The organism is Chitinophagaceae bacterium (assembly GCA_016710165.1).
In the GTDB taxonomy this organism is placed as follows: Bacteria; Bacteroidota; Bacteroidia; order Chitinophagales; family Chitinophagaceae; genus Ferruginibacter.
In genome coordinates this window covers 2134512-2157014 of sequence record JADJLJ010000001.1, presented here as the reverse complement: position 1 = coordinate 2157014, position 22503 = coordinate 2134512, and the positions used below count along the sequence as shown (strand labels likewise).

Genomic DNA, 22503 nt, shown 5'->3' with positions numbered 1-22503 from the left:
GTTATTAAGCCCGGCAGGATTTTAAATAATTTAACTGTTGCCTTATTCCCCTTTTGGGTCAGGGGAAACTATGCCATCTTCCTCGGTGCATTTATTTTTTTAGCCGGGGCATTCTTTACGGCAGCCGCTTTTGTCTCTACTGCCTTGGGCTTGCTTTCGGCAGCTGTATTGTCTGCTGTATCGGCCGGGTTCTCCGATAATTTGATCTCAATATTATTTGCGCTCAGGATGCCAAACCACTTTACCATCTTCTTCATATCGCTGGCATAAACCCGGCTGAAATCCATATCGGGGTAAACCTTTTCAAAGTATTTTTTAACTGCAGCGGCATCAGTATCGGCCGGAAGCTTTGCCTTGCTTCCCTTCATGGCATTGAAAACATCCACCAGGTTCACATTGTCTTTGCTGGTAAACACTTCAATGCTCTCCAGGTGGGAAAAATTATGCACGCGGCTGCTTACAAATTTTGTGCTTTTGTCTTCCAGTGACCTCACCACACCCCCGTCGGCTTTTGAGGATAATAGTTCAAATAAACCCGGGAGCCCGGTCACCGATACCAATTTGCTGTATTCCATATGAGTCGTTTAAAATTTAGGCGTGCAAGTTAACCCTAAAAAGGCAATTTATTAATTAATCGGGAAGTGCCCGTTAATCCCTGCCGTATACCATTTATCCGGAATGGGTGCCGTACTTAATATCGGGGCCGAAAAGCCCGGTTTCAGCCGCCAGTTCGGGCAAAAACTGTCGTCTAATGGGCATACAACAAAAAATTATGAGATTAAGATCAGCATTATTCCTTTTGATTTTCAGCCTGGGCGCCCTCGCTGCAAATAGCCAGAACCTGACCCTTAAGGGCAAACTGCAGGACAAAGACAGCAAAACACCCATTCCGGGGGCAACCGTAACCCTGATCGCACAAAAGGATTCCTTGAATCCCAAAACCGTTTTAACGGATGCAAAAGGGGATTTTTCATTTACCGGGCTGGCCGTTGATAAATACCGCCTTCTTACAAGTATGATCGGGTATGATGTGGTTTCCCAGGTCATCAACCTGCAGGCAAGTAATAAAGAACCCCTCCAGTTCAATCTTGCAAAAATGGCCAAAGAACTGGAAGGTGTTGTGGTGAAAGCCAGGAAGCCGGTTGTGACACAAAAAGGCGATACCCTTGAATTCAATGCCAGCGAGCTGAAAGTTAATCCCGATGCCAATGCAGAAGATATGATCAAGAAACTCCCCGGGGTAACCATCGATAAGGATGGGAATGTGACCGCTGGTGGCGACCAGGTGCGGAAAGTGACCGTTGATGGCCGTGATTTTTTTGGGGATGATGCCACAGCCGCTTTAAGAAACCTGCCGGCATCCATCATTGATAAGATACAGGTATTTGATAAACTGAGCGACCAGGCCCAGTTCACAGGTTTTGATGACGGGAACAGCACCAAGTCCATCAATATCGTAACCAAATCAGGCATGCGTAATGGCCAGTTTGGAAGGATATATGCAGGTGCCGGTACGCAAGGCACTTACAATGCAGGAGGTAATGTCAGCCTGTTTAAAAAGAATGTGCGGCTGACCTTTGTAGGCCTGGCCAATAATATCAACCAGCAGAATTTTGCATCGCAGGACCTGCTGGGGGTTACCAGCAGCGGTGGCGGCGGAAACCGTGGTGGTGGCGGTAACCGTGGTGGTGGTGGTAATTTTGGCGGAAACAACAACAATTTTACGGTAGGCCAGCAGAATGGGATAAGCAAAACAAATTCATTCGGCCTGAATTATTCCGACCTCTGGGGAAAGAAAGCGGAGGTATCCGGAAGTTATTTCTTCAACAACAGCAATACCAATAACGACCAGGTATCCAATACCGAGAACTTTCAGTTGTCGGGCAAGAACCAGTTTTATAATGAGAATGCCCTGTCCAGTTCAAAAAACTTCAATCACCGCATAAACTTCCGGCTGAATTATAAGATCAATGACAGGAATTCCATCATGATCTCGCCGAGCCTGAGTTTTCAAAACAACAAATCACTAAAAGACATATCCGGCCTTAACAGTTATTCTCCCACAGATATTATCAGCCGGTCCGTTAATAATACCGACACGAGAACATCGGGCTATAACTTTAACAACAACATCTTGTTCCGTCACTCGTTTGCGAAAAAGGGCCGCACCATTTCTGTGAATTTTAATACAGCACTGAACAGGAAAGATGGAGATACCTACGTTCAGAACATCAACAATTATTATACTCCCAGCGGAACGTTGAGTGATTCCCTGCAGCAGTACACGGGCCTGGTAACGAATGGTTACCAGCTCTCCGGTAATATTGCCTATACAGAACCGGTTGGAAAAAAGGGACAGCTACAGTTCAATTATTCTCCTTCGTATTCAAAAAGCAGGTCAGACCAGGAGGTTTATCAGTATGATTATGTGGGTGGAAAATATTCCGTATTTGATGATTCCCTTTCAAACAAATTCGACAACGTAACCACGCGGCACAATGTGGGAACAAGCTATCGTGTGGGTGACCGGGATAATATGTTCTCTGTTGGATTGTCTTATCAATACACCATACTTACCAGCGACAGGACCTACCCGACTACAGCCAATGTAAGCAAGACATTCAATAACATCCTTCCCAACCTGATGTGGAATAAAAAATTAAATGCACGGAACAGCATCCGCATATTTTACCGGGCAAATACCAATGCGCCTTCCGTAACGCAGTTGCAGGATGTGTATAATAACAACAACCCCTTGTTTATTACAGCCGGGAACCCCCAGCTTAAGCAACAGGTGGGTAATATCCTCAGTGCAAGGTATACCTATACCAATACGGCCAAAGCCAAAAGTTTTTTTGCAAATATATTCCTGCAACAGAACAGCAATTACATAACCAATGCCACGTATACCGCTTCGCAGGACAGTGTGCTGAACAGCTCTGTTACCCTTTATAAAGGATCCCAATTGTCGAAACCGGTGAATATTGACGGGTTCTGGAGCCTGCGTTCATTCTTAACGTATGCCATGCCCCTTAAGTTCATGAAATCAAACCTGAGCCTGAATGGCGGGTTGACATACAGCAATACCCCCGGCTTGATAAATAATGTACGCAATAATTCAAAATCAACCACCTACAATGCCGGTGTGGTGGTGGCAAGTAATATCAGTGAATTCATTGATTTCAATGTCAGTTATTCCGTGAACCTTAATAATGTAAAAAATTCAATTCAGCCGCAGTTGAATAATAAATATGTTCAGCAGTCTGCCGGCGTGCAATTGAATCTTCTGAATAAGAAAGGATGGTTTATCCAGAACGATGTAAGCAACCAGAGTTACAGCGGGTTAACCGGGGGATTCAACCAGAATTACTGGTTGTGGAATGCCGGCATCGGGAAAAAATTCCTGAAGAAACAACAGGCAGAACTGAAGCTTACGGTATTTGACCTGCTGAAACAAAACCAGAGCATCACCCGTACAGCTACCGATTCGTACATCCAGGATGTGCAGAACCAGGTATTGCGGCAGTATTTCATGCTCACCTTCACCTACAGCCTGAAGAATTTTGGTGTGGCCCCTGCAACCAATACCAATTCCGGGTTCGACCGGAACAGGATGGGTGGACAGGGAGGAGGCTTTCGTCCATTTTAATTACTTTTAAAGAAGCGAATTAAATGCGACGTTTTGGATCAACAGGAATTAATTGCACAACTGCAGCAGGGCGATGAACCGGCTTTTAAGAAGCTGGTGGATGAGTGGCAGCATATGGTTTACAATACGGCACTGGGCATTGTACAGAATGAGGAGGATGCAGACGATATAACACAGGAGGTTTTTATACAGGTGTACCAGTCGGTCAGTTCTTTTAAAGGTGAATCAAAATTTTCCACCTGGCTTTACCGCATTACGGTGAGTAAGGCGCTGGACCATGAGAAACGGAAGAAAAGGAAAAAGCGTTTTGCCTTTGTGCAAAGCCTTTTTGGGAATGATGAAAAAGAGCCGTTTCAGCCGGCGGAATTCAATCACCCGGGCGTGCAGATGGAGAAAAAGGAACGGGCAGCAGAATTGTTCCATGCACTGAAGCAGATACCGGATAAGCAACGGATCGCTTTTACGCTGCACAAGCTGGAGGGGCAGAGTTACCAGGAAGTGGCTGAAATAATGAGCACCACCCTGTATGCGGTAGAGTCCCTGATCGCAAGGGCAAAAACGAATTTGAGGAAGATATTGGCTGATTATTATAAAGAAAAGATCACGGAACAATAAAACAGATCCGTTATGAATAAGAAAGAACATATAGACAAGCTCATTGACGAAACACTGGCCAGTGTGGACGCTGTAAGCCGTGCGGAGGCTAAGCCATTCCTGCTTACCCGTATACATGCACGCATGAACAGGGAGGTTGAATCCGTATGGGAAAAAGCCGGCTGGTTCATTGGCAGGCCTGTAGTTGCCTTTTCAGGCTTGTGCATGATCATTTTGATAAACCTGGCGGTGCTGATGTTCAACCGGCCCGCCAATCCCGGTGCGGCAACCGAGCAGGTTGCCCAGTCCCCAACGGATGAATTCTCGTATACCGTTGCCACTATTTATGATACTGAAAACACTCAACCATAATGATAAACAAGCAAAACAGGAGCAAGGTTTTTCTTTTGGTGATAGCCATATTGCTGGTTGCAAATATTGCCATGGTTGCTTTCTTTGTGATGAGGAAGGACGACCGGCGAATGGAGAAAAGACCCGACCGGAAAACCATGATCGCGGAATTCCTGAAAAAGGAAATAGGATTTACGCCGCAACAGCTTCAGCAATACGATACCCTGAGCACAAGGCACCAGGAAAATGTAAAAAAGATGTTTGAAAGCCACCGGGCGTCAAAGGATAAACAGTTCAGGCAACTTGCTGCAGGTGATTTTTCCGACTCTGTCATGAACCTTGTTGCCGACCAATCAGCGGCTTCACAAAAAACAATGGAACTGCAGATGTTCAATCACCTGAGAAGCATCCGCATGCTTTGTACACAGGACCAATTGCCAAAGTTTGATTCCCTGTTTGTAAAAATATTGAACCGGCGGGGTGGTGAAGCAAGAAAGAAACCCGCCAAATGATCTTTAAGATCACACGATATCGTAAACCTTTAATTTAAATAAGATGAAAAAACAATTGTTATTAATGGCGTCTGCGGTCATCATCAGCATAACCACAGTAAATGCCCAGGGAGGCGGCGGTCAGCGCATGACCCCTGAAGAAAGAACAAAAGCCACTGTTGAAAAAATGGCTCCCCTGAATATGGATGCTGAAATAAAGGCAAAAGCAGAAGCGATCATTGCCGAGTTTTACAACACGCAGCAAAAAGCAATGGAAGAAATGCGTGCCAGCGGCAGTTTCGACCGGGAAGCTTTTGCAGCAAAACGCAAAGAACTTTCTGATGTAAGGGATGGTAAACTGAAAGCGATATTTACCGCTGAGCAAATGAAAAAATGGATCGAGGAAATTGAACCTTCTACCAGGCCGCAAAGACCAGCTGGCGGTGGTGGCGGAGGCGGACAATAGTTTAAAGGTGAATGCGAATAAAAGGGCTCCCGCTTTGGCGGAGCCTTTTTTATTACAGAACCCCCGACTGAGTGGGGGTTCTGTAATAAGGATCCGGGAAAGCAACCATTCTAAATCAACCCCTTCCAGCGCAATAAACCTGCCCCGCCTAAGACCACCGCACTTAATAAAATAATTCCGGAAGGGGCAGTTCTTTTATTTTCCATTTCATGCCTGTATTCAGGGATCAATGTTGCATACTGAACATTCTTATGTGCGGCCTCATCATTTTTTGCCATGGCATCTTCCTGCCAGTTGCTGATATCGGTCCCCGTAAGCCGGGTCAGTTCCTGTAATTCCTTTTTTCTTCTTTGTTTCAGGTCATACAGGTATTTTTTCCCGGCATCACAATTAAAGTCACCGGTGGCAGGATGGGTGATGATATACCTTCCCTGGAAATTTTCGGTATTGGGCGTTACCTGGAACATCAGGTCCTGTGCAAAGGAATTCCGGTTATAGCGGAAATGCAGCCGCGTAAAATGTACATTCCTGTTTCCGTTATCCGGTTCGTCGTTGTCAATATCGCTGTAATCGCTCCAGTCTTTTCCATTCAGCCACCATACGCCGCTCTGCACCAGGTCCTGTTCTGTTGGCGGGTTACCCACGCAGGGATCACATTTCATGGGGTTAATGGGGGTAACATTCCAGGCATATTCCAGGAAGGCAACACTCTTATCTTCGGTTTTCCATTGCCGGGAGAACAGGTTGCCATAGAACGTTCCGAAGTTCTTCTGAACAAACAAGGGGATATTCTTATTGCTGCTGATGTTCACATTCCGGTAGTTGGTGCATTCAATTCTGCCTTTGCGGGTGAAGGCATACACCACCAGGTCCTGGTCACCATCGGCATTGGCCATGCCAAGCCGTATGGGCAACATGAATCTGGGAGAATGGAAACTGATCTGGATCGGGCGGAGAAAATTATTATTCAGTTTCTGTTTTTCTTTTTCGTTCACTTTCACCACAAAGAATTTGAGATTACTTTTTATGTACGGGTCCAGCACCTCTTCTGCATTGGCAGGGATCTTATAGCCATTTTCATTGAGCCAGGTTTTTAAACCACCGCTCTCTTTAGCACTGAGGATGAGTATATCGTACTCGCCAACAATGTATTTGGCTTCTATTTTTACGGATGTTTGTGCCCCCGCTACTTTCCCGGCTAATGCCCTGTTCAAATCAGCCGCTGGCGCCATTGACTTTCTTTCATACAATGCTTCATAATCATAACAAGGATTCTGGTCCCAATACTCCACCAACCTTGGCGCACTGTAGTCATTCAGTTTCTGAAAGATAGATTGATCTACTACTTTGATGTTTTCTTTCCTTAAAACAACCGGCACCGGCACTATCATGGCAAAATCCCTGGTATCGCCCTTAAAGTCGTTATACATGGTAATTACATTCCTGTTGCCATCCCTCACCAGGATGACCTGGCTGGTCTTGTTCTTTAACGTGCCGTCGGCCTTGCTCACATAAAACCCGCAGAAGGAGTACAATACCGGCGACAGGACAATAAATCCCCCGATGATCAGAATTTTCTTTTTCATAATTTATTTTTTGAGTTGAATAATTACATAACTGACCTGCTGTAGACCGTTTGCAGGAATTCCGCTTCCTGCGGTGTAAATTTTTTTGAAGATCCCCATTCAAACTTCCGGGCCCTGAACAGTATATCAAGCAGGGGTACCAGAGGCTGTGCAAGCACCAGCACGAATATGGGAGCACCGTTCATGAATTTAAAAGCACTTAAGTAAAATGCGACAGCAGCGATGGCAGCACTCCACAATATTCTTACCACACTATGATTGGGTGTTGTTCTTGGATCCGTGATCATAAAGAAAGAGAAAAGTAATAAGCTGCCGGTACTCACCGATTGAATGAAATGATCCATCGGCCACCCTAAATAAATGACCTGCCTTATGAACAGCAGGGCAGCAAATGTTCCCAGGAATGAAAGACTCACATCCAGTTTCTGAACCCTTGTGGTAACTACAAACCCTAAACTGCAAACCCCAAACAATATTACTGCCCCGCTTCCCCATTGGCCGGGGCTTATCCAGGCATTGCCCGTGAGAAGCACAGCAACAGTGATTCCAAGCGCTGAAGGATTAAAAATATGTTTGCCTTTAATGCGGATGATGAATTTGGAAAGAATGGAAACAACCGCTGCCAGCACAGCCACCCAGGGGTCATTTGTTTTCAGCAGCAGGCTTAATCCGAAGGATGATATCAGCACAGAGGGAATGCCTTTTTTATACCGTTGCCATAACGGAATATTTTTTTTGCCCAATACCCGTTCACAAACGAACTGTGTGATGAGGCTGGTAATAAAATAAGTAGCGTACAGCCATGCTTCATTATCCCAATGAAGAAAGAAGAGGCCATAGCTTAAAAAAGCAGATTGGAAGATGATCTGGAAATAACGGGCATCTGTAAACAGGGAAGGCAATTGCATAACAGTTGATTTGCTTCTAGGATGAATTTGCCTTTTGGTTTGCACAATTCAGTTGTTAAAAAATGGTAAACGAACCGTAAATAAATGTTTATGGAAAAAACCGGGCCGTTGCATCGCCGCTTGTCATAAATCCGTTCCGGGTTATTTTAAATTTCTTACTTTGAAATAAAATGAGGCAACCGGCAACCGGGCTGAACAACGGGAAACCAAAGGCATAGAAAACGAGCAGTTACCCCGGGCGCAATTAAATGATGAACGGGTGCATAGCTTGACCGGCAGGGAAGCAGAATGAACCAGATTATTGTCTGCACTAAAAAACGAACATGCAAAAGCTAATTACACTCCTTATTCTCAGTACGCTGATCTCTGCAGCAAATGCACAAAGTGGCAAACTCCCCTGCAGCCGGCCGGAATACAGGCAATTTGATTTCTGGATCGGCGAATGGGAGGCTTTTGGAGTAAACGGGAAGAAAGCCGGCGACAGTAAGATCAGCCTGATCCTGGACAGTTGCGTTATCCTGGAAGAATGGACCAGCGCATCGCTGCAGCAGGGTCTTCGTTATGCCGGTAAAAGCTTTAACACGTATAATGCCGCCACCAGGCAATGGCAACAGACTTGGGTGGATAATACCGGGGGAAGCAATGAATACCTGCAGGGAAAGTTTGAAGAGAATAAGATCATCTTCAGCTCTTCTCCTTTTAAGTTCAATAAGGATACCATGGCCATACGGAAAATAACATTTACAAACCTGGACCCGGTAAAGCTCCGGCAGCATGGGGAGATATCAAAAGACAAGGGAGCTACCTGGGCAACCGAATACGACCTGGAATACCGGAGAATAAAATGAAGAATGGTTATATTTATATGCTGCTCGTTTTGTTTGTTCATGCCGGGTGCAGGGACAAAAGCGGTGAAAAATACTTTACCGGGCTGATTGAATACGCGTATACGTACAGCAGCGACTCAGTCAATGCGGATTCGCTTTCAAACGCAAGGCCTGTAAAGAGTATTTTCAGGTACGACCTGGATGATTACCAAAGCCAATTCCTGGGGAAAGACACAACTGTTTACTATTATTCCGGCAGACTGGGTAAGGCCGTATCAGCAGGAAGCAACGGCCTAGGCTATGAATGCGAAGACTATACGGTTGCAACAGACTCCGTCATCAGCTGGAGATTATATGATACCGGGGAAAAGGTGCTGGAACAAAACTGTTCGGTGCTGGAACTGCAGAAAATGAATTCATGGGTTAAATACTATATTAGTAAAGAAAAAAAAGTATCCCCTTCCACGTACCAGAAACACAGGGCCTATAACTGGGATATTTATGGAGAAAAAGCCGGCGGAGGGGTAATATTAAAACTGGAACACCGCTTTAAATACTTCAGTATGATGGGAACCGCAACGATGATCAAAGAAGAAGCAGGAGATTTTAAAGCACTGGAACTGGGGGAAGACCAAATTCTTACGATCTGTAATAAAATAAAACAAACACAATGAACAATGCAATCAGCTGGTTTGAAATACCAACCACCGACATTGACCGGGCACAAAAATTTTATGAAGCCATCTTTGGTATAAGTATGATGCCAATGGATATGCCTAATATCAAAATGCGCATGTTTCCCCTGGATGATATGATGACCCAGGTTGGGGGGGCCCTGGTCGACAGCGGCGGCTTTCATAAAGCATCTGCAACCGAGGGGCCGTTAATTTACCTGAATGGCAACCCGGATGTACAGCATGTACTGGATAAAGTGCAGGGGGCAGGTGGAAGCATTCTGTTGCCTAAAACGGAAATAAGTCCTGAGTATGGTTTTATGGCGGTGATAATGGACACAGAAGGCAACCGTATCGGGCTTCACAGCGTTCCTCAATAAAATAACTGCTATGAAAAAGCATTTGCTGCTCAGCGTTGCTGTTCTGTTTTTTTATTTTGTAAATGCCCAATCCGATAGCCTGAGATGGGTAAAGGAAATAAATGACCAGGTATGGAAACCGTTTATTACGCATCTTGTTTCGGGAGATAAAGCTGCTTTCAGCAGTGTACACAGCAAAGGAATTACAAGGGTGGAAATTGACCGGGGGGTAATACTTGATTTTGATAAATATTTTCCGGCGGGAGAGGCAAATAACAAAAATCCAAAACAGAAGACAGACCGCTTGTTTGAATTGCGGTTTGATAAAAGGATAAGCAACGGAAACAAAGCCTGGGAAAGCGGGTATTATAAAGGAACGGTTATGCAGGAAGGAAAAGAACCAAGGTCCTATTACGGAAGGTTCTTTGTAGTGCTTGAAAAAGAAGATGGTACCTGGAAGGTACTGGTGGATGCCGATACCGGGAAGGGAGCAAGTGAAGAAAGTTTTGCCAAAGCGTTTCCTATGGAAGCGAAACAGTAAGTCCAAATAGGAATGGTATGAGTACATATGACTGGAGCCGTTTTGTGACAAGGATCAATGTGAATGCCCCCATCGAAAAACTTTATTGGTGCTGGGCAACCCGGGAGGGCATGGAGTACTGGTTCCTGCGCCTGAGTGAATACAAAAAACCCGGCGGGAATTTGCGGGATGACAATGAACCTGTTCAGGCAGGCGATACCTATACGTGGCGCTGGCATGGCTGGAATGATGAAACGGCCGAGTATGGAAATATACTGGATTGCAATGGCAGGGATTTTTTTAAATTCAGTTTTGGAAAAGCTGGAGACTGCTCGGTAACCATTAAGAATGAGGAAGGCCGGCATATCGTTGAGTTGGTGCAGGACAGTATTCCAACGGATGAACAAGGGATGCATTACTGGCACCTGGGGTGTAAAACAGGCTGGACCTTTTACCTGGCCAACCTTAAATCCCTGCTGGAAGGAGGAATCGATCTCCGGAATAAAGACGAAAAGTTACAACATGTTATAAATTCCTGATCAGGATGTCTTATAATGAAAAACTTGCCGGCAGGGTACGGGAGATTATTTCTCTTACTCACAGGATCACCGAAGAGAAAAAAATGTTCGGGGGCCTTTGCTTTATGGTGAATGATAAAATGTGCGTGGGTGTTGAGAAAGAAAGATTAATGGTGAGGCTGGATCCCGGGCGCTATGATGAGGTAATGGAAAAAGATGGATGCATGCCGATGGACTTTACCGGTAAGGTCATGAAGGGATATGTTTTTGTGGATGCAGGTGTACTCAACACAAAAAAGAAACTGGAGTACTGGATAATACTGGCCCTGGAATTTAACAAGATTGCCAAAACCTCTAAAAAGAAAAGGAAATGAAAAGAATTGTACCCGGGGTTGCCGTTGTTCTGTGTTTCAGCGCATTCTTTTTAACAGACAATAAGATATTTAAAAAATTATACATCCTGGAGGGGACCTGGAAAATGACAACCAGGCGGGGCGCCATCTGCGAAGAATGGAAGAAGACAGACGACAATCACCTGCAGGGTAAGGGCTATATGATACGGGGAACGGATACCATCATAAATGAACGGGTTGCATTAACAAACACCCAAGAAGGGATATTATATACATCAGCGGTTGAAGACCAGAATAACAATCAACCGGTTGCCTTCAAAATGACCCGTGCGGAAAATGATGTATTTATTTTTGAAAATCCTGCTCATGACTTCCCGAAGCGGATCGTTTACCGGCTTGTAACAGGTGATTCGATACATGCATTTGTGGATGATGGTACCGAAACAGGGAAACGACAGAATTTTTATTACAAACGTCAATAGGATGAAATACAGCTTAGAAAGATCATACGAGATACTGGACAGGTCGCCAGCTGTTCTGCAGGCTTTGCTTGCCGGCTTAAGTGATGACTGGATCATGCCCAACGAAGGGCCTGAAACCTTTTCGCCGTATGATGTGGTTGGACACCTGATACACGGGGAAAAAACAGACTGGACAGCCCGGGCAAAAATGATCCTTGAGTTCGGAAACACCAAAACCTTTGAGCGCTGGGACAGGACCGCGATGTATGAAGCCAGCAAGGGGAAAACAATGCAGCAGTTGCTGGATGAATTTGCAATCCTGCGAAAGGAAAATATGAATTGGTTCCGGTCATTGAATTTGACCGAAGCAGACATGGACCGGAAAGGCATGCACCCGGTGCTGGGTGAAGTGACGCTGCGGAATTTATTAGCCACCTGGGTGGCACATGATCTTACGCACCTGGCGCAGATAGCAAGGGTAATGGCAAAACAATATAAAGAAGAGATGGGCCCCTGGCCGGAATTTTTCCGCATACTGAGTTTTTAAATTATCTTCCTGTATAAATTAACTGCTATGCTAAAGAAATTTTCTTTCTGGATATGGGGGCCATCATCACCCAGCTACTGACTGCAGTATTTCATTCACTAAGCTTTTTTATGAAGCCCGAGCCACAGAATGAGACCGAGAAAGAACTCCTTGACCTGACAAGTAACTATAAACCGGATTCCGGCATGGGCTTTCATCCCAGTTTTGCGGATCTGTTTACGGGGCTGAGCCTCAGTTTTACCCTTCTCTGCTTATTTGGGGCAGCATTAAATTGGTATTTAAAAAAGAAAAATCTTGCTGCAGAAATATGGAAAGGCTTGTTGCTTATTGAAGCGTTGGTCTTTGGAGCCTTGTTTGCTGCCATGGCTGTGTTCACTTTTTTTCCTCCCACGCTCTGTACTGCATTGATCTTTGTATTTGTAGCAGGAGCGTATTCAACCGCTAACAATAAATAACCTGTCTATGCAATCAAAAGCAGACACCCCCGAAAAATATATTGCAGAAATACCTGCAGACAGGCAGGAAGCTTTCAGCAAACTGCGTAAAGTTGTTTTAAAGAACCTGCCCAAAGGATTTAAAGAAGTGATGGGTTACGGTATGATGGGCTATTGTGTGCCACATTCCATTTACCCGGCCGGATATCATTGTAACCCAAAAGACCCATTACCCTTTGCAGGGATGGCTTCGCAAAAAACAGCATTAACTTTTATCACATGGGTATTTATGCCGACCCTAAACTGTTAAAATGGTTTACTGATGAATACGCAAAAACTGGTTTGGGTAAACTGGATATGGGTAAAAGCTGCATGCGGTTCAAAAAACCGGAAAACATTCCCTATAAGCTGATCGGGGAACTGTGCAGCAAGGTCAGTGTAGAGAAATGGATCGAGACCTATGAGAAAAATCTAAAGCGGAAATAAGCGCAACCGCCCCTTTGGTGGAGACAACTGTACCGCTTATCAAGAAACCCATGAAGCACCCGGTTTTCTCTCTATTTTACTGAATAAAACCAGCGTTATGAAAAAAATCGCAACTTTTTTAGTTATCGTGCTTTTTTCATTCTGTGCAAAAGCACAACAACCCGTTATTGTATCGCCGCAGTGGTTGAATGAAAATATCAATAATCCCAACCTGGTAATATTATACACCGGATTCATCGTTAAAGCCGATTATGACCGTGAGCATATTGAAGGCTCCCGCTTTCTCTGGCCTGAGTGGCTGGCCTTTAACACACCTGAAGCCAATATGGTTTCTGCCGATCCTGGAACTGCCACCAAAGTGCTGCAGGATCTGGGCATCAATAAAAATTCAATGATTATTATTTGTCATAAAGGGGCTGATGTAACCATTGCCGCAAGAATGTTTTTAGCAATGGAGCATTTCGGACTGCAGGGCAAAGTTTCTTTTTTAAACGGAGGCATTGAAGCCTGGAAAAAAGCCGGGTACCCGGTAACAGGCAAGCCATCCGTGTATAAAAAAGGAAATTATGTTGCAACAGTAAACGGCGCATTGGTTGATAAACTTTATGTTCTAAAATCTTTGCAGGCTAGATCTGCAGAAGTGGTAGATGCAAGAGCCAAACGCTGGTATGACGGGGACCCAACCGGTAATCCCAGGGATGGCCATATTACCGGAGCAAAGAATATTCCTTACCCGGATATGATTGACAGTACCAATACTTTAAAACCGGTTCAGGTACTGGAAAAGAATTTTTCTGCTGTCGTGCCTGATAAACAAAAAGAAGTGGTCGTGTATTGTTTTATCGGGCAAACCGCCAGTGTGGATTATCTCATTGGCCGTTCCCTGGGTTATAAAATGAAATTGTATGATGGCAGCATGCAGGAGTGGAGCCGGATACCTGAATTGCCGATGGAGAAGACAAAAAAGGAATAGGAATTACGAATGGTTGGGAATAAGACCCGCTTTAACAGGGGGAGGGTAAATGGACGGCTATGCAGCCGGTTCTTTCAAAACCATTTCAATGCGGCTGCTCAGTTCCTCCAAAGCAGTAAATCCCCTCGCCACCATCACAAATTTCAATTCACCGGTTTGTATAAAAACGCTGGGAAAACCGTTTACCTGCAGTTGTTTGCACAGGGCAAATTCATAATAAGCCGCTTCTTTATATGCTTCGCTTTTAAGTTTGGCGTAAAATGCTTCCGGTTGTATGGAATACTTTTCCAGCAGGTGGCGGTAGGCTTCATCGTCATCCAGGTCCCTTCCTTCATAATTCAATGCATATTGCAGATCGGTGGCAAATTCCAGCTGCCGCTCCGGGTAATATTCCTTGAAGATGCACAGTGCAATGGCTGGCTTTTCGGAATTCATCACCCAGTCACTTTGTTCCGGGTTAAAAACATGCCATAAAAAATCCTCCCCGAATTTTATGCCGGTAAGGTCTTCCACGCTTTTGTAGGATGTTTGAATGAATGGCCCGATCTTTTCAATAGGCATTATACCTTCGCCGGTCATCATGCCACCGCTTAATACCTCCATATCCAGCCGGTCCTTGTATTCTTGTGCAATTTTCCGGATCACGGGACTGAACCCATAGCACCAGCCGCAATAGGCATCATAGCAGTAAATAAGGATCGGCCTCATGCAGCAAATATCGCATCAAATACCGGTAACCAGGCCATTCGATAATTTAATGCCGCCGTTAGGAGGTTACAGGACATTACAGAATACTGCGTGGCGTTACTTTGTGACAAAAAAAGCCATGAAGACAAGAATGGAGATCCAGGAGAAAATGAACAAAGAAGAAATGGAAACCCTGGCCAGGGATGTAAAGGAAACCCTGGCATTTGAATATGCCGCCCGGAACAGAAGATTCAACGCGGTAGATCTATGGAATATCCATCGCCGCAGAAAAACCATCTCTGCAAGGAGACATTATACATAATGGATACGGAGCTATGTGCAAACTGGGTTCGGTAAGAAGTCCATCCTGATTGATGACTTTTTCTGTTAATGCGCTTCCAGCCAATTTACTCCAGCCCCTATCTCTGCATCCGTTGGAACATCATTAGGCAAAGCAAGTGCTGTCTGCATGCAGTCAAGGATAATGGGCTTTATTTCTTCCAGTTCCGGTATGTGTGCATCAAAAACCAATTCATCATGCACCTGCAGCAGCATCTTTGATCTGAAATTATGCTTATTGAATTCGTGGTGGATCTTTATCATCGCCATCTTGATCATATCGGCAGCGCTTCCCTGTATGGGTGAGTTGATGGCATTTCGTTCTGCAAAGGCACGAACGGTAAAGTTGGCGCTGTGGATATCCCTGAGCCAGCGCTTGCGTCCCATCAATGTTTGCACATAGCCATGTTCCTGTGCAAAGTGAATGGTGTCGTCCATGTACTTCTGGATATTGGGGAACTGTTTCTTATAATTATCGATGATGTCCTTTGCTTCTGTGCGGCCGATGCCGAGGTTTTCTGCCAGTCCAAAAGCACCCTGCCCGTAAATGATCCCGAAGTTCACACTCTTGGCCTTGTAGCGCATTTCTTTGGTCACCTCTTTTTCTGCTACATTAAAAACCCTTGCTGCCGTGGCGGTATGAATATCTTTCCCGGTCCGGAAAGCATCACACATGTTTGCATCGCCGCTGATGGCAGCCACAATGCGTAACTCGATCTGGGAATAATCGGCCGAAACAAGGACATGGTCTTTATCTCTGGGGATGAATGCTTTTCTTATCTCCCTGCCCCTTTCTGTCCGTACCGGGATGTTCTGCAGGTTGGGGTTGTTGCTGCTAAGCCTGCCGGTGACCGCCACCGCCTGTGCATACGAAGTATGTACCCGGCCGGTCTTTTTATTGATCATCAGGGGCAGGGCATCCACATAGGTGGATTTCAGTTTGGTGAATTCCCGGAAGGCAAGGATATCATCCACTATTTTATTTTTAGTGGCCAGCTTTAAGAGCACATCTTCACCGGTGGCATACTGGCCCGTCTTTGTTTTTTTGGCTTTGGGATCTATCTGCATCTTATCAAACAGCACTTCGCCTAATTGTTTGGGTGATGCCAGGTTAAAGCGAACACCCGCCTGTTTATAAACGGCCTCTTCTGCTGCCCTGGCTTCTTTTTCCAGTTCTTTGGAATAATTATTTAAAAAGCCCTCATCCACTTTTATGCCTTCAAATTCCATGGCAGTCAAAACTTTTACCAGGGGATTGTCCACTTCATAAAAGACCTTTTCCACTTCTTTTTCTTTCAGTTTTGGAAGGAAGATGTTTTTTAGCTGCAAGGTGATATCCGCATCTTCGGCGGCATAATCCTTTATTTTTTCCGGCTCCACATCCCGCATATTTCCCTGTCCCTTCCCTTTCTTGCCGATCAGCTCTTCAATATGCACCGGTTCGTAACCCAGGTATTTTTCACTCAGGGCATCCATGCCGTTCTTGCCATCAGGTTCAATAACAAAATGGGCCAGCATGCTGTCGAAGACATCTCCCGCCAGTTCAAACCCATACCATTTCAGGATCAGCATATCGTACTTGATATTATGCCCGATCCAGGTTTTGGAGGAATCGTTGAACAATCGTTGAAAGTTGTTTAATAGTTTAATACAATCTTCATTAGTCTTCGGGCATGGGATATAAAATCCTTCCCCGGGCTTGACCGAAAAACTGAGTCCTACCAACTCCGCATCATTTGCATCAATGCCGGTGGTTTCTGTATCAAAGCAAATTTCACCGAAGCCGGACAAATAGCTGACCAGGTCCTTTATTTCTGTATCGGTTTGAACCAGGCTATAATCGTGGGGCGTATTATGAATATTCCTGTCAATCGTAGTAACGGACCCTTCACCGTTTATCTTTATTTCAACGGTTTCCGGTTGTGGTTGTTCAATGATATTGCCGAACAGGTCCATTTGCGGGGAAGTGCCCTTTGTTTTACTTTCTGCTGTTGAATTCTCCTTATTACCCAATTCTACATTCCCGATTCCGTCTGCCTCTTCTCCCAATATCCGCTTACCGAGGGTCTTAAATTCCAGTTCTTCAAAGATCTCACGCAGGGCAGGCTTGTTCATTTCCCTGATCCTGAAATTCTCTTCGTGGAATTCCACGGGTACATTGGTGATGATGGTAGCCAGTTTTTTACTCATTACTGCCAGTTCTTTGCCGGCCCGCACTTTTTCACCAATGGAACCCTTTATATTTTCGGCATTTTCAAGAACGCCTTCCACGCTGCCGTATTCTTTTATCAGTTTGGCAGCTGTTTTTTCACCTACGCCTTTAATGCCCGGTATATTATCGACCGCATCACCCATCAGTCCAAGGATATCGATCACCTGGTCAACATTCTCAATGCCCCATTTTTCACAAACCTCCTTTGGCCCCAGTATCTCAAACTTACCGCCCTGGTAGGGCGGCTTATAGATCTTAATGTTCTCTGATACCAGCTGGCCATAGTCTTTATCGGGGGTCACCATATAAACTTCATAGCCTTCTTTTTCCGCTTTCTTAGCCAAGGCGCCAATAACATCATCTGCTTCATAACCATCCAGTGCAATGACCGGGATATTCAGCCCTTCAATGATCCGTTTGATGTCCGGCACAGCCGACAGGATATCTTCGGGTGTTTCCTGCCGGTTGGCTTTGTAATCGGCAAAATCGGTATGGCGCTCGGTGGGTGCATGCGTATCAAAACACACCGCCATGTGGGTGGGGTTCTGGTTCTTTATCAGCTCCAGGATCGTATTGGTGAAACCAAACTGGGCGTTCGTGTTCCGGCCTTTACTGGTAATGCGGGGGTTGCGTATGAGTGCATAGTAGGCACGGAAAACCAGTGCAAATGCATCTAACAGGAATAGTTTTTTAGACATGGCATAAAAGTAAAACAAATATGCCCGTCCGTCAACTTCATGCCGGAACTTAAAAAGCTGCTCCATTTTGGAACAGCTTTTTAAGATCTTTAAACTCAAACTAAAACATTGATCATATTATCATAAGCTCGTTATCTGTAACCGGCCACCGGAGGCCTTTTCAGTATCTTTTAATTGAATGCTTTTATCTGTAGCGATGGAAATGTCCCAGTAATTATTCAGTTTTTCCAATACAGGGTCCCGGGTGTCGAGGTTAATGGTGATCCTTTTTTCTATTTCATCTTCTGACCAGTTGCCGGTTATTATTTCCCCGTTCTTTTGCATGGTGATCTTTCCGGAAGGGGAGAAAGTAAGGTCATACCCGTTGAGTTGCCTGGTCTCATCTGTACCGGTGGTGGTTAAAAGGTTCACTTTCCATGTCCCTTTTGTTACATGGGGGGTGGCGGCGATCGAATTGGTGTAACTATTGATCCCCGTGCAGGCGGCAAAGTATAATATTACAGTACACTTGAGGGTGAAAAGCAGGAATGGTTTTTTCACTGTTCTTAGGATTTTTAGGATAACCCTATAACAGCAAAAGCCATTCTTTTATTGTGCAGCCGGCAGGGAATCAGAACCTGGAATCCAGGTAAGCAGGCAACATGGCCCTCCAGGTGGGCCAATCATGCTTCCATTCCTCGCCCCAAACATCCAGTTCGTAGTTAATACCCTTGTTGTAAAGCAGTCCGGCAAAGGCCCGCGAAGCATTCGGGTCCTCGTAGGAGCCGCTGCCGGTTAATATATGAACATTCGGACTTTTCCGGATCTGTTCTAATACGGAATGGTCAGCAAGGTTCTCCATATAATGCATGGGGCTGTTGAAATAGACCTGTTCGTCGAAAAACCCCTTTGAATATTCGGTAAGGTCATATACGCCGCTCATGGCGATCACCCCGTTGATGATGTCGGGGCGTTTTAAGAACAGGTTCATGCTGTGCAGGGCACCAAAAGATGCGCCACAGGTTATAATGGGAGTCTCGCCGGACGTGTTGTTTTTGATAAAGGGAACCACTTCATTAAAGACATACTCATTGAACTGGTTATGCCGGATCCCTTTGTGCTCTCCAGCCATTTCGGTATTCAGCCAGCTTTCGTTATTGATGCTGTTGATGGAATACACTTTCACTTTGCCCGTATTGATATAAGGCGCCAGGGTCTCCATCATCTGGAAACGTTCGTACTCCAGGTAATCTGCCGCAGCAGTGGGTACGAATAACAGGGCAAAGCCATAATCACCATAGGTAACGATGGGCATATCTTTTTGCAGGGCCGGGCTGTACCAGGAGTTAAGTTCTCTTTTCATACTGTTAGTTGTTTCACAAAGATGCACAAGGCTAATTAATTATAATTCTTTTGATCTTAAAAGGCTAGTCTACTCTCTTCAATTCTACCACCACCTTATTTTCTACTTGCATTTCTCCGTTCTCCGTTTTCTATTTTTTTTTTTTAAGAACGATCGGCCGCTTCATTCTTTTATAACAATCGGCCCTTCTCTGTCAATCTGGCGTCTCTGTAAGCTCCCATTGTCACTGCTGGGCAGCATAGCTGCTGTTGGCAAATTCCATGATGGGGGCCTTGTGGATGCCCATTTTTTCCACATCGGACAGGTAGGGGATATAATTCTGGAAGAAGCGTTTGTCTTTATAAAGCTCATCCATGATCTCATTGTGCATGTTTTTACGCAGGTCGGTCATGGTAAAGAAACACATCAGTTTGCTCATGTCCAGGTCTTTTTCCCTGAAGTAATCCTTCACCATATGATAGGTGCGGATGGAGAGCGTTGTCGGGATGACAGGCATCAGCACTATGTCTGCCGCATTAAAAATATTCTCACTCAAAACGCTAAAGCCCGGGGGGCAGTCAATAAAAACGAAATCATACTCGCCCTGCAGTTGTTTTAAGATCGATTTCAGGCGGTTCTTGTTGCCCTTCATTTCTTCCAGCATGATGTCGAAACTTTTACTGGAATTATCTGCTGGTATTACATCCAGCAGTTCAAAATCAGTGCTCAAAATGGCGTTTTCGAGGTCAGCATCTTTGGTAACCAGTTTTTTTATGCCGGGATGTGTCTTCGGTTTTGCCTTATAATAAAAAGAGGAAGAACCCTGGGGGTCTATATCCCATAAAAGGGTTTTATAACCATCCGCGGCAGCCAGGTAAGCAAAGTTTACGCAACTGGCGGTTTTACCAACACCGCCCTTCAGGTTATACAGAGCTATTGTTGTCATATAACGACGTTTTAAATACTAAAGGAGGGTTAAGGTAGTAAATTATTTCTTCATCTCCTCTAAATTCTTCTGCATACGGAACATCTCATCCCGCAGCCGGGCAGCTTCCATAAAATCGAGGTCCTTGGCGGCTTTGGTCATGTCTTTTTTGATCCTGGTAATTGCTTTTTCCAACTGGGGAATGGTGGAATACACAGCCTGTTCTTCGGCAGCAACGGTTACCAGTTCTTCATCCGGTGCCAGGGAATAAGGGTTGGCCGGATCGTATCCCTTTACATCCAGCACCGAGCCCTGCGCCATGATCTGCTCTGTGCTTTTTTTAATGGTGGTAGGGGTGATATGGTGTTCAATATTATAGCTCATTTGTTTTTCCCGCCGCCGGTGCGTTTCATCAATGGTCTTCTGCATGCTTTCTGTCATCTTATCGGCATAAAAAATAACCAGCCCATCCACATTACGGGCAGCCCGACCGGCAGTCTGTGTCAGGCTTTTTTCATTCCGAAGAAAACCTTCTTTATCGGCATCCAGTATTGCCACCAGCGAAACTTCGGGAAGGTCAAGTCCTTCCCGCAGCAGGTTAACACCAACCAGCACATCAATCTTACCGAGTCGTAGTTCCCGGAGTATTTCAATTCTTTCCAGTGTATCCACTTCGCTGTGGATGTATTTGCTTTTTATGTTGATGCGGTGCAGGTATTTGTCCATCTCCTCGGCCATTCGCTTGGTGAGGGTGGTTACCAAAACCCGGTCGCCCTTTGTTACCCGTTTATCAATTTCATCCAGCAGGTCATCGATCTGGTTAACAGACGGGCGTACTTCAATGGGCGGATCCAATAAGCCGGTTGGCCGCACCACCTGTTCCACCACCACGCCACCGCATTTTTCCAGTTCATAATCACCCGGTGTTGCTGAAACAAAAACAGTTTGGTTCACCAGGGTTTCAAACTCAGTGAAATTTAAAGGCCGGTTATCCAATGCCGAGGGTAAACGGAAACCATAATCAACCAGGATAAGTTTACGGCTCCTGTCCCCGCCATACATACCACTTACCTGCGGAATGGTCTGGTGACTTTCATCTATGATGCACAAAAAATCTTTGGGAAAATAATCCAGCAGGCAGAAAGGCCTTGTACCCGGCCTGCGGCGGTCAAAGAACCGGGAATAGTTCTCAATGCCGTTACAGTAGCCAAGCTCCCGCATCATTTCCAGGTCGTATTCCACCCGTTCGCTGATGCGCTGGGCTTCAATGAATTTTCCTGAGTTTTTAAAGTAGGTTGTCTGTGCTGCACACTCATCCTGGATCTCATGCACCACCTGCTGCAATACATCTTTCGGCGCTACATACAGGTTGGCCGGGAAAATGGCAGCATTCTCTACAGCACTTATTCGCTTTCCACTGCTGAGTTCCAGTGTTTCGATGGTCTCGATCTCGTCTCCGAAAAAACTGATGCGGTATCCAAAGTCCACATAAGGCAGGTTAATGTCAATGGTATCTCCCTTTACCCGGAAAGTGCCCCTTGTAAAATCACCTTCACTCCGGTTGTACAAGGAGTTGACCAGCGCATGTAAAAATCCCTGCCGGGAAATAACCTGTCCTTTGTGGATACGGATGATCCCGTTCTCATAATCGGTTGGGTTGCCCATACCATAAATACAGCTCACGCTGGCTACGATGATGATATCCCTGCGCCCGCTCAATAACTGGGCAGTGGCCTGCAGGCGAAGCTTATCGAGCTCTTCATTTATGCTCAGGTCTTTTTCAATGTAGGTATTGCTTACGGGCATATAAGCCTCGGGCTGGTAGTAGTCGTAATAAGAAACAAAATAACCCACTGCATTCTCCGGGAAGAACTGCTTGAACTCACCGTATAGTTGCGCCACGAGTGTTTTGTTGTGGGTGATGACCAGTGTTGGCTTTTGTGTGTTCTGTATCACATTGGCCATGGTGAAGGTTTTACCACTGCCGGTAACACCCAACAGGGTTTGATATTTTTCCCCATTAAGTACCCCCTCCGTCAGTTGGTGGATGGCATCCGGCTGATCACCGGCAGGGGAATAGGTGGAATGAAGCTGGAAAGACATAATAGCAGCGCAAATTAAGTT

The 22503-nt window shown here is 45.3% G+C and carries 25 protein-coding genes and 1 pseudogene; 17 read left to right on the top strand and 9 right to left on the bottom strand.

The window, feature by feature from the left end; all coding sequences use genetic code 11:
* Positions 1 to 68: 68 nt before the first annotated feature.
* Positions 69 to 575 (bottom strand): DUF5606 domain-containing protein, encoded by a 507-nt coding sequence (locus IPJ02_09395; protein MBK7375754.1) that lies wholly within the window; start codon positions 573 to 575, stop codon positions 69 to 71.
* 197 nt (positions 576 to 772) lie between these two features.
* Here IPJ02_09395 and IPJ02_09390 point away from each other — a divergent pair, with 197 nt between their 5' ends.
* The 5 genes from IPJ02_09390 to IPJ02_09370 are packed head-to-tail and all read left to right on the top strand — an operon-like array spanning position 773 to position 5551.
* Positions 773 to 3649: a TonB-dependent receptor gene (locus IPJ02_09390; protein ID MBK7375753.1), complete on the top strand. Its 2877-nt coding sequence runs from the start codon at positions 773 to 775 to the stop codon at positions 3647 to 3649.
* A gap of 33 nt (positions 3650 to 3682) precedes the next feature.
* Positions 3683 to 4264 carry an RNA polymerase sigma factor gene (locus tag IPJ02_09385; protein MBK7375752.1) on the top strand — a complete coding sequence of 194 codons (582 nt, stop codon included), beginning with the start codon at positions 3683 to 3685 and terminating at the stop codon, positions 4262 to 4264.
* A 12-nt stretch (positions 4265 to 4276) separates the two neighbouring features.
* On the top strand, positions 4277 to 4615 hold the full coding sequence (locus IPJ02_09380; protein MBK7375751.1) for a hypothetical protein: 339 nt from the start codon (positions 4277 to 4279) through the stop codon (positions 4613 to 4615).
* Positions 4615 to 5106, top strand: a complete 492-nt coding sequence (locus IPJ02_09375) for a hypothetical protein (protein ID MBK7375750.1) — start codon at positions 4615 to 4617, stop codon at positions 5104 to 5106. Before IPJ02_09380 ends, IPJ02_09375 begins: the two co-directional genes overlap by 1 nt.
* 43 nt (positions 5107 to 5149) lie before the next feature.
* Positions 5150 to 5551, top strand: coding sequence for a hypothetical protein (locus IPJ02_09370; protein ID MBK7375749.1), 402 nt, complete (start codon positions 5150 to 5152; stop codon positions 5549 to 5551).
* 110 nt (positions 5552 to 5661) lie between these two features.
* Here IPJ02_09370 and IPJ02_09365 read toward each other — a convergent pair whose 3' ends face one another.
* Both IPJ02_09365 and IPJ02_09360 read right to left on the bottom strand, forming a co-directional pair.
* On the bottom strand, positions 5662 to 7137 hold the full coding sequence (locus IPJ02_09365) for a DUF2330 domain-containing protein (GenBank protein MBK7375748.1): 1476 nt from the start codon (positions 7135 to 7137) through the stop codon (positions 5662 to 5664).
* Between the two features lie 23 nt (positions 7138 to 7160).
* Positions 7161 to 8045 carry an RnfABCDGE type electron transport complex subunit D gene (locus tag IPJ02_09360; protein ID MBK7375747.1) on the bottom strand — a complete coding sequence of 295 codons (885 nt, stop codon included), beginning with the start codon at positions 8043 to 8045 and terminating at the stop codon, positions 7161 to 7163.
* A 323-nt stretch (positions 8046 to 8368) separates the two neighbouring features.
* On the opposite strand from IPJ02_09360, the gene IPJ02_09355 reads away from it, so the two are divergent.
* From IPJ02_09355 to IPJ02_09305, 11 genes and pseudogenes are all read left to right on the top strand, one after another.
* Positions 8369 to 8893, top strand: coding sequence for a hypothetical protein (locus IPJ02_09355; protein ID MBK7375746.1), 525 nt, complete (start codon positions 8369 to 8371; stop codon positions 8891 to 8893).
* Entirely contained in the window at positions 8890 to 9546 is a 657-nt protein-coding gene (locus tag IPJ02_09350; protein ID MBK7375745.1) for a hypothetical protein, read from the top strand. The genes IPJ02_09355 and IPJ02_09350 overlap by 4 nt, the downstream gene beginning before the upstream one ends.
* Positions 9543 to 9926, top strand: coding sequence for a VOC family protein (locus IPJ02_09345; protein ID MBK7375744.1), 384 nt, complete (start codon positions 9543 to 9545; stop codon positions 9924 to 9926). Before IPJ02_09350 ends, IPJ02_09345 begins: the two co-directional genes overlap by 4 nt.
* 10 nt (positions 9927 to 9936) lie before the next feature.
* Positions 9937 to 10446: a nuclear transport factor 2 family protein gene (locus IPJ02_09340; protein MBK7375743.1), complete on the top strand. Its 510-nt coding sequence runs from the start codon at positions 9937 to 9939 to the stop codon at positions 10444 to 10446.
* Between the two features lie 17 nt (positions 10447 to 10463).
* Positions 10464 to 10964 (top strand): SRPBCC domain-containing protein, encoded by a 501-nt coding sequence (locus IPJ02_09335; GenBank protein MBK7375742.1) that lies wholly within the window; start codon positions 10464 to 10466, stop codon positions 10962 to 10964.
* Positions 10965 to 10969: 5 nt separating this feature from the next.
* On the top strand, positions 10970 to 11317 hold the full coding sequence (locus IPJ02_09330) for a TfoX/Sxy family protein (GenBank protein MBK7375741.1): 348 nt from the start codon (positions 10970 to 10972) through the stop codon (positions 11315 to 11317).
* Positions 11314 to 11778, top strand: coding sequence for a hypothetical protein (locus tag IPJ02_09325; protein ID MBK7375740.1), 465 nt, complete (start codon positions 11314 to 11316; stop codon positions 11776 to 11778). Before IPJ02_09330 ends, IPJ02_09325 begins: the two co-directional genes overlap by 4 nt.
* A 1-nt stretch (position 11779) precedes the next feature.
* The gene (locus IPJ02_09320; GenBank protein ID MBK7375739.1) at positions 11780 to 12304 is read left to right on the top strand and encodes a DinB family protein; all 525 of its coding nucleotides are present in this window, start codon (positions 11780 to 11782) and stop codon (positions 12302 to 12304) included.
* Positions 12305 to 12357: 53 nt separating this feature from the next.
* Entirely contained in the window at positions 12358 to 12759 is a 402-nt protein-coding gene (locus IPJ02_09315; protein ID MBK7375738.1) for a hypothetical protein, read from the top strand.
* Positions 12760 to 12766: 7 nt separating this feature from the next.
* Positions 12767 to 13224: pseudogene (locus IPJ02_09310) on the top strand (DUF1801 domain-containing protein).
* 97 nt (positions 13225 to 13321) lie between these two features.
* The gene (locus tag IPJ02_09305; protein MBK7375737.1) at positions 13322 to 14197 is read left to right on the top strand and encodes a sulfurtransferase; all 876 of its coding nucleotides are present in this window, start codon (positions 13322 to 13324) and stop codon (positions 14195 to 14197) included.
* 57 nt (positions 14198 to 14254) lie between these two features.
* Here IPJ02_09305 and IPJ02_09300 read toward each other — a convergent pair whose 3' ends face one another.
* Entirely contained in the window at positions 14255 to 14905 is a 651-nt protein-coding gene (locus tag IPJ02_09300; GenBank protein ID MBK7375736.1) for a DsbA family protein, read from the bottom strand.
* Here IPJ02_09300 and IPJ02_09295 point away from each other — a divergent pair.
* Positions 14904 to 15206 (top strand): hypothetical protein, encoded by a 303-nt coding sequence (locus IPJ02_09295; protein ID MBK7375735.1) that lies wholly within the window; start codon positions 14904 to 14906, stop codon positions 15204 to 15206. The two genes, IPJ02_09300 and IPJ02_09295, sit on opposite strands and share 2 nt — an antisense overlap.
* Positions 15207 to 15271: 65 nt before the next feature.
* Here the strand turns inward: IPJ02_09295 and polA are convergent, their stop codons facing one another.
* The 5 genes from polA to uvrB all read right to left on the bottom strand — a co-directional run bounded on the left by polA (position 15272) and on the right by uvrB (position 22482).
* Positions 15272 to 18133, bottom strand: a complete 2862-nt coding sequence (polA, locus tag IPJ02_09290; protein MBK7375734.1) for a DNA polymerase I — start codon at positions 18131 to 18133, stop codon at positions 15272 to 15274.
* A gap of 120 nt (positions 18134 to 18253) precedes the next feature.
* Entirely contained in the window at positions 18254 to 18673 is a 420-nt protein-coding gene (locus IPJ02_09285; GenBank protein ID MBK7375733.1) for a hypothetical protein, read from the bottom strand.
* Positions 18674 to 18743: 70 nt separating this feature from the next.
* Positions 18744 to 19475, bottom strand: a complete 732-nt coding sequence (locus IPJ02_09280; GenBank protein ID MBK7375732.1) for an esterase — start codon at positions 19473 to 19475, stop codon at positions 18744 to 18746.
* 223 nt (positions 19476 to 19698) lie between these two features.
* Positions 19699 to 20400: a ParA family protein gene (locus IPJ02_09275; protein ID MBK7375731.1), complete on the bottom strand. Its 702-nt coding sequence runs from the start codon at positions 20398 to 20400 to the stop codon at positions 19699 to 19701.
* Between the two features lie 42 nt (positions 20401 to 20442).
* The gene (uvrB, locus tag IPJ02_09270; protein ID MBK7375730.1) at positions 20443 to 22482 is read right to left on the bottom strand and encodes an excinuclease ABC subunit UvrB; all 2040 of its coding nucleotides are present in this window, start codon (positions 22480 to 22482) and stop codon (positions 20443 to 20445) included.
* Positions 22483 to 22503: the final 21 nt, after the last annotated feature.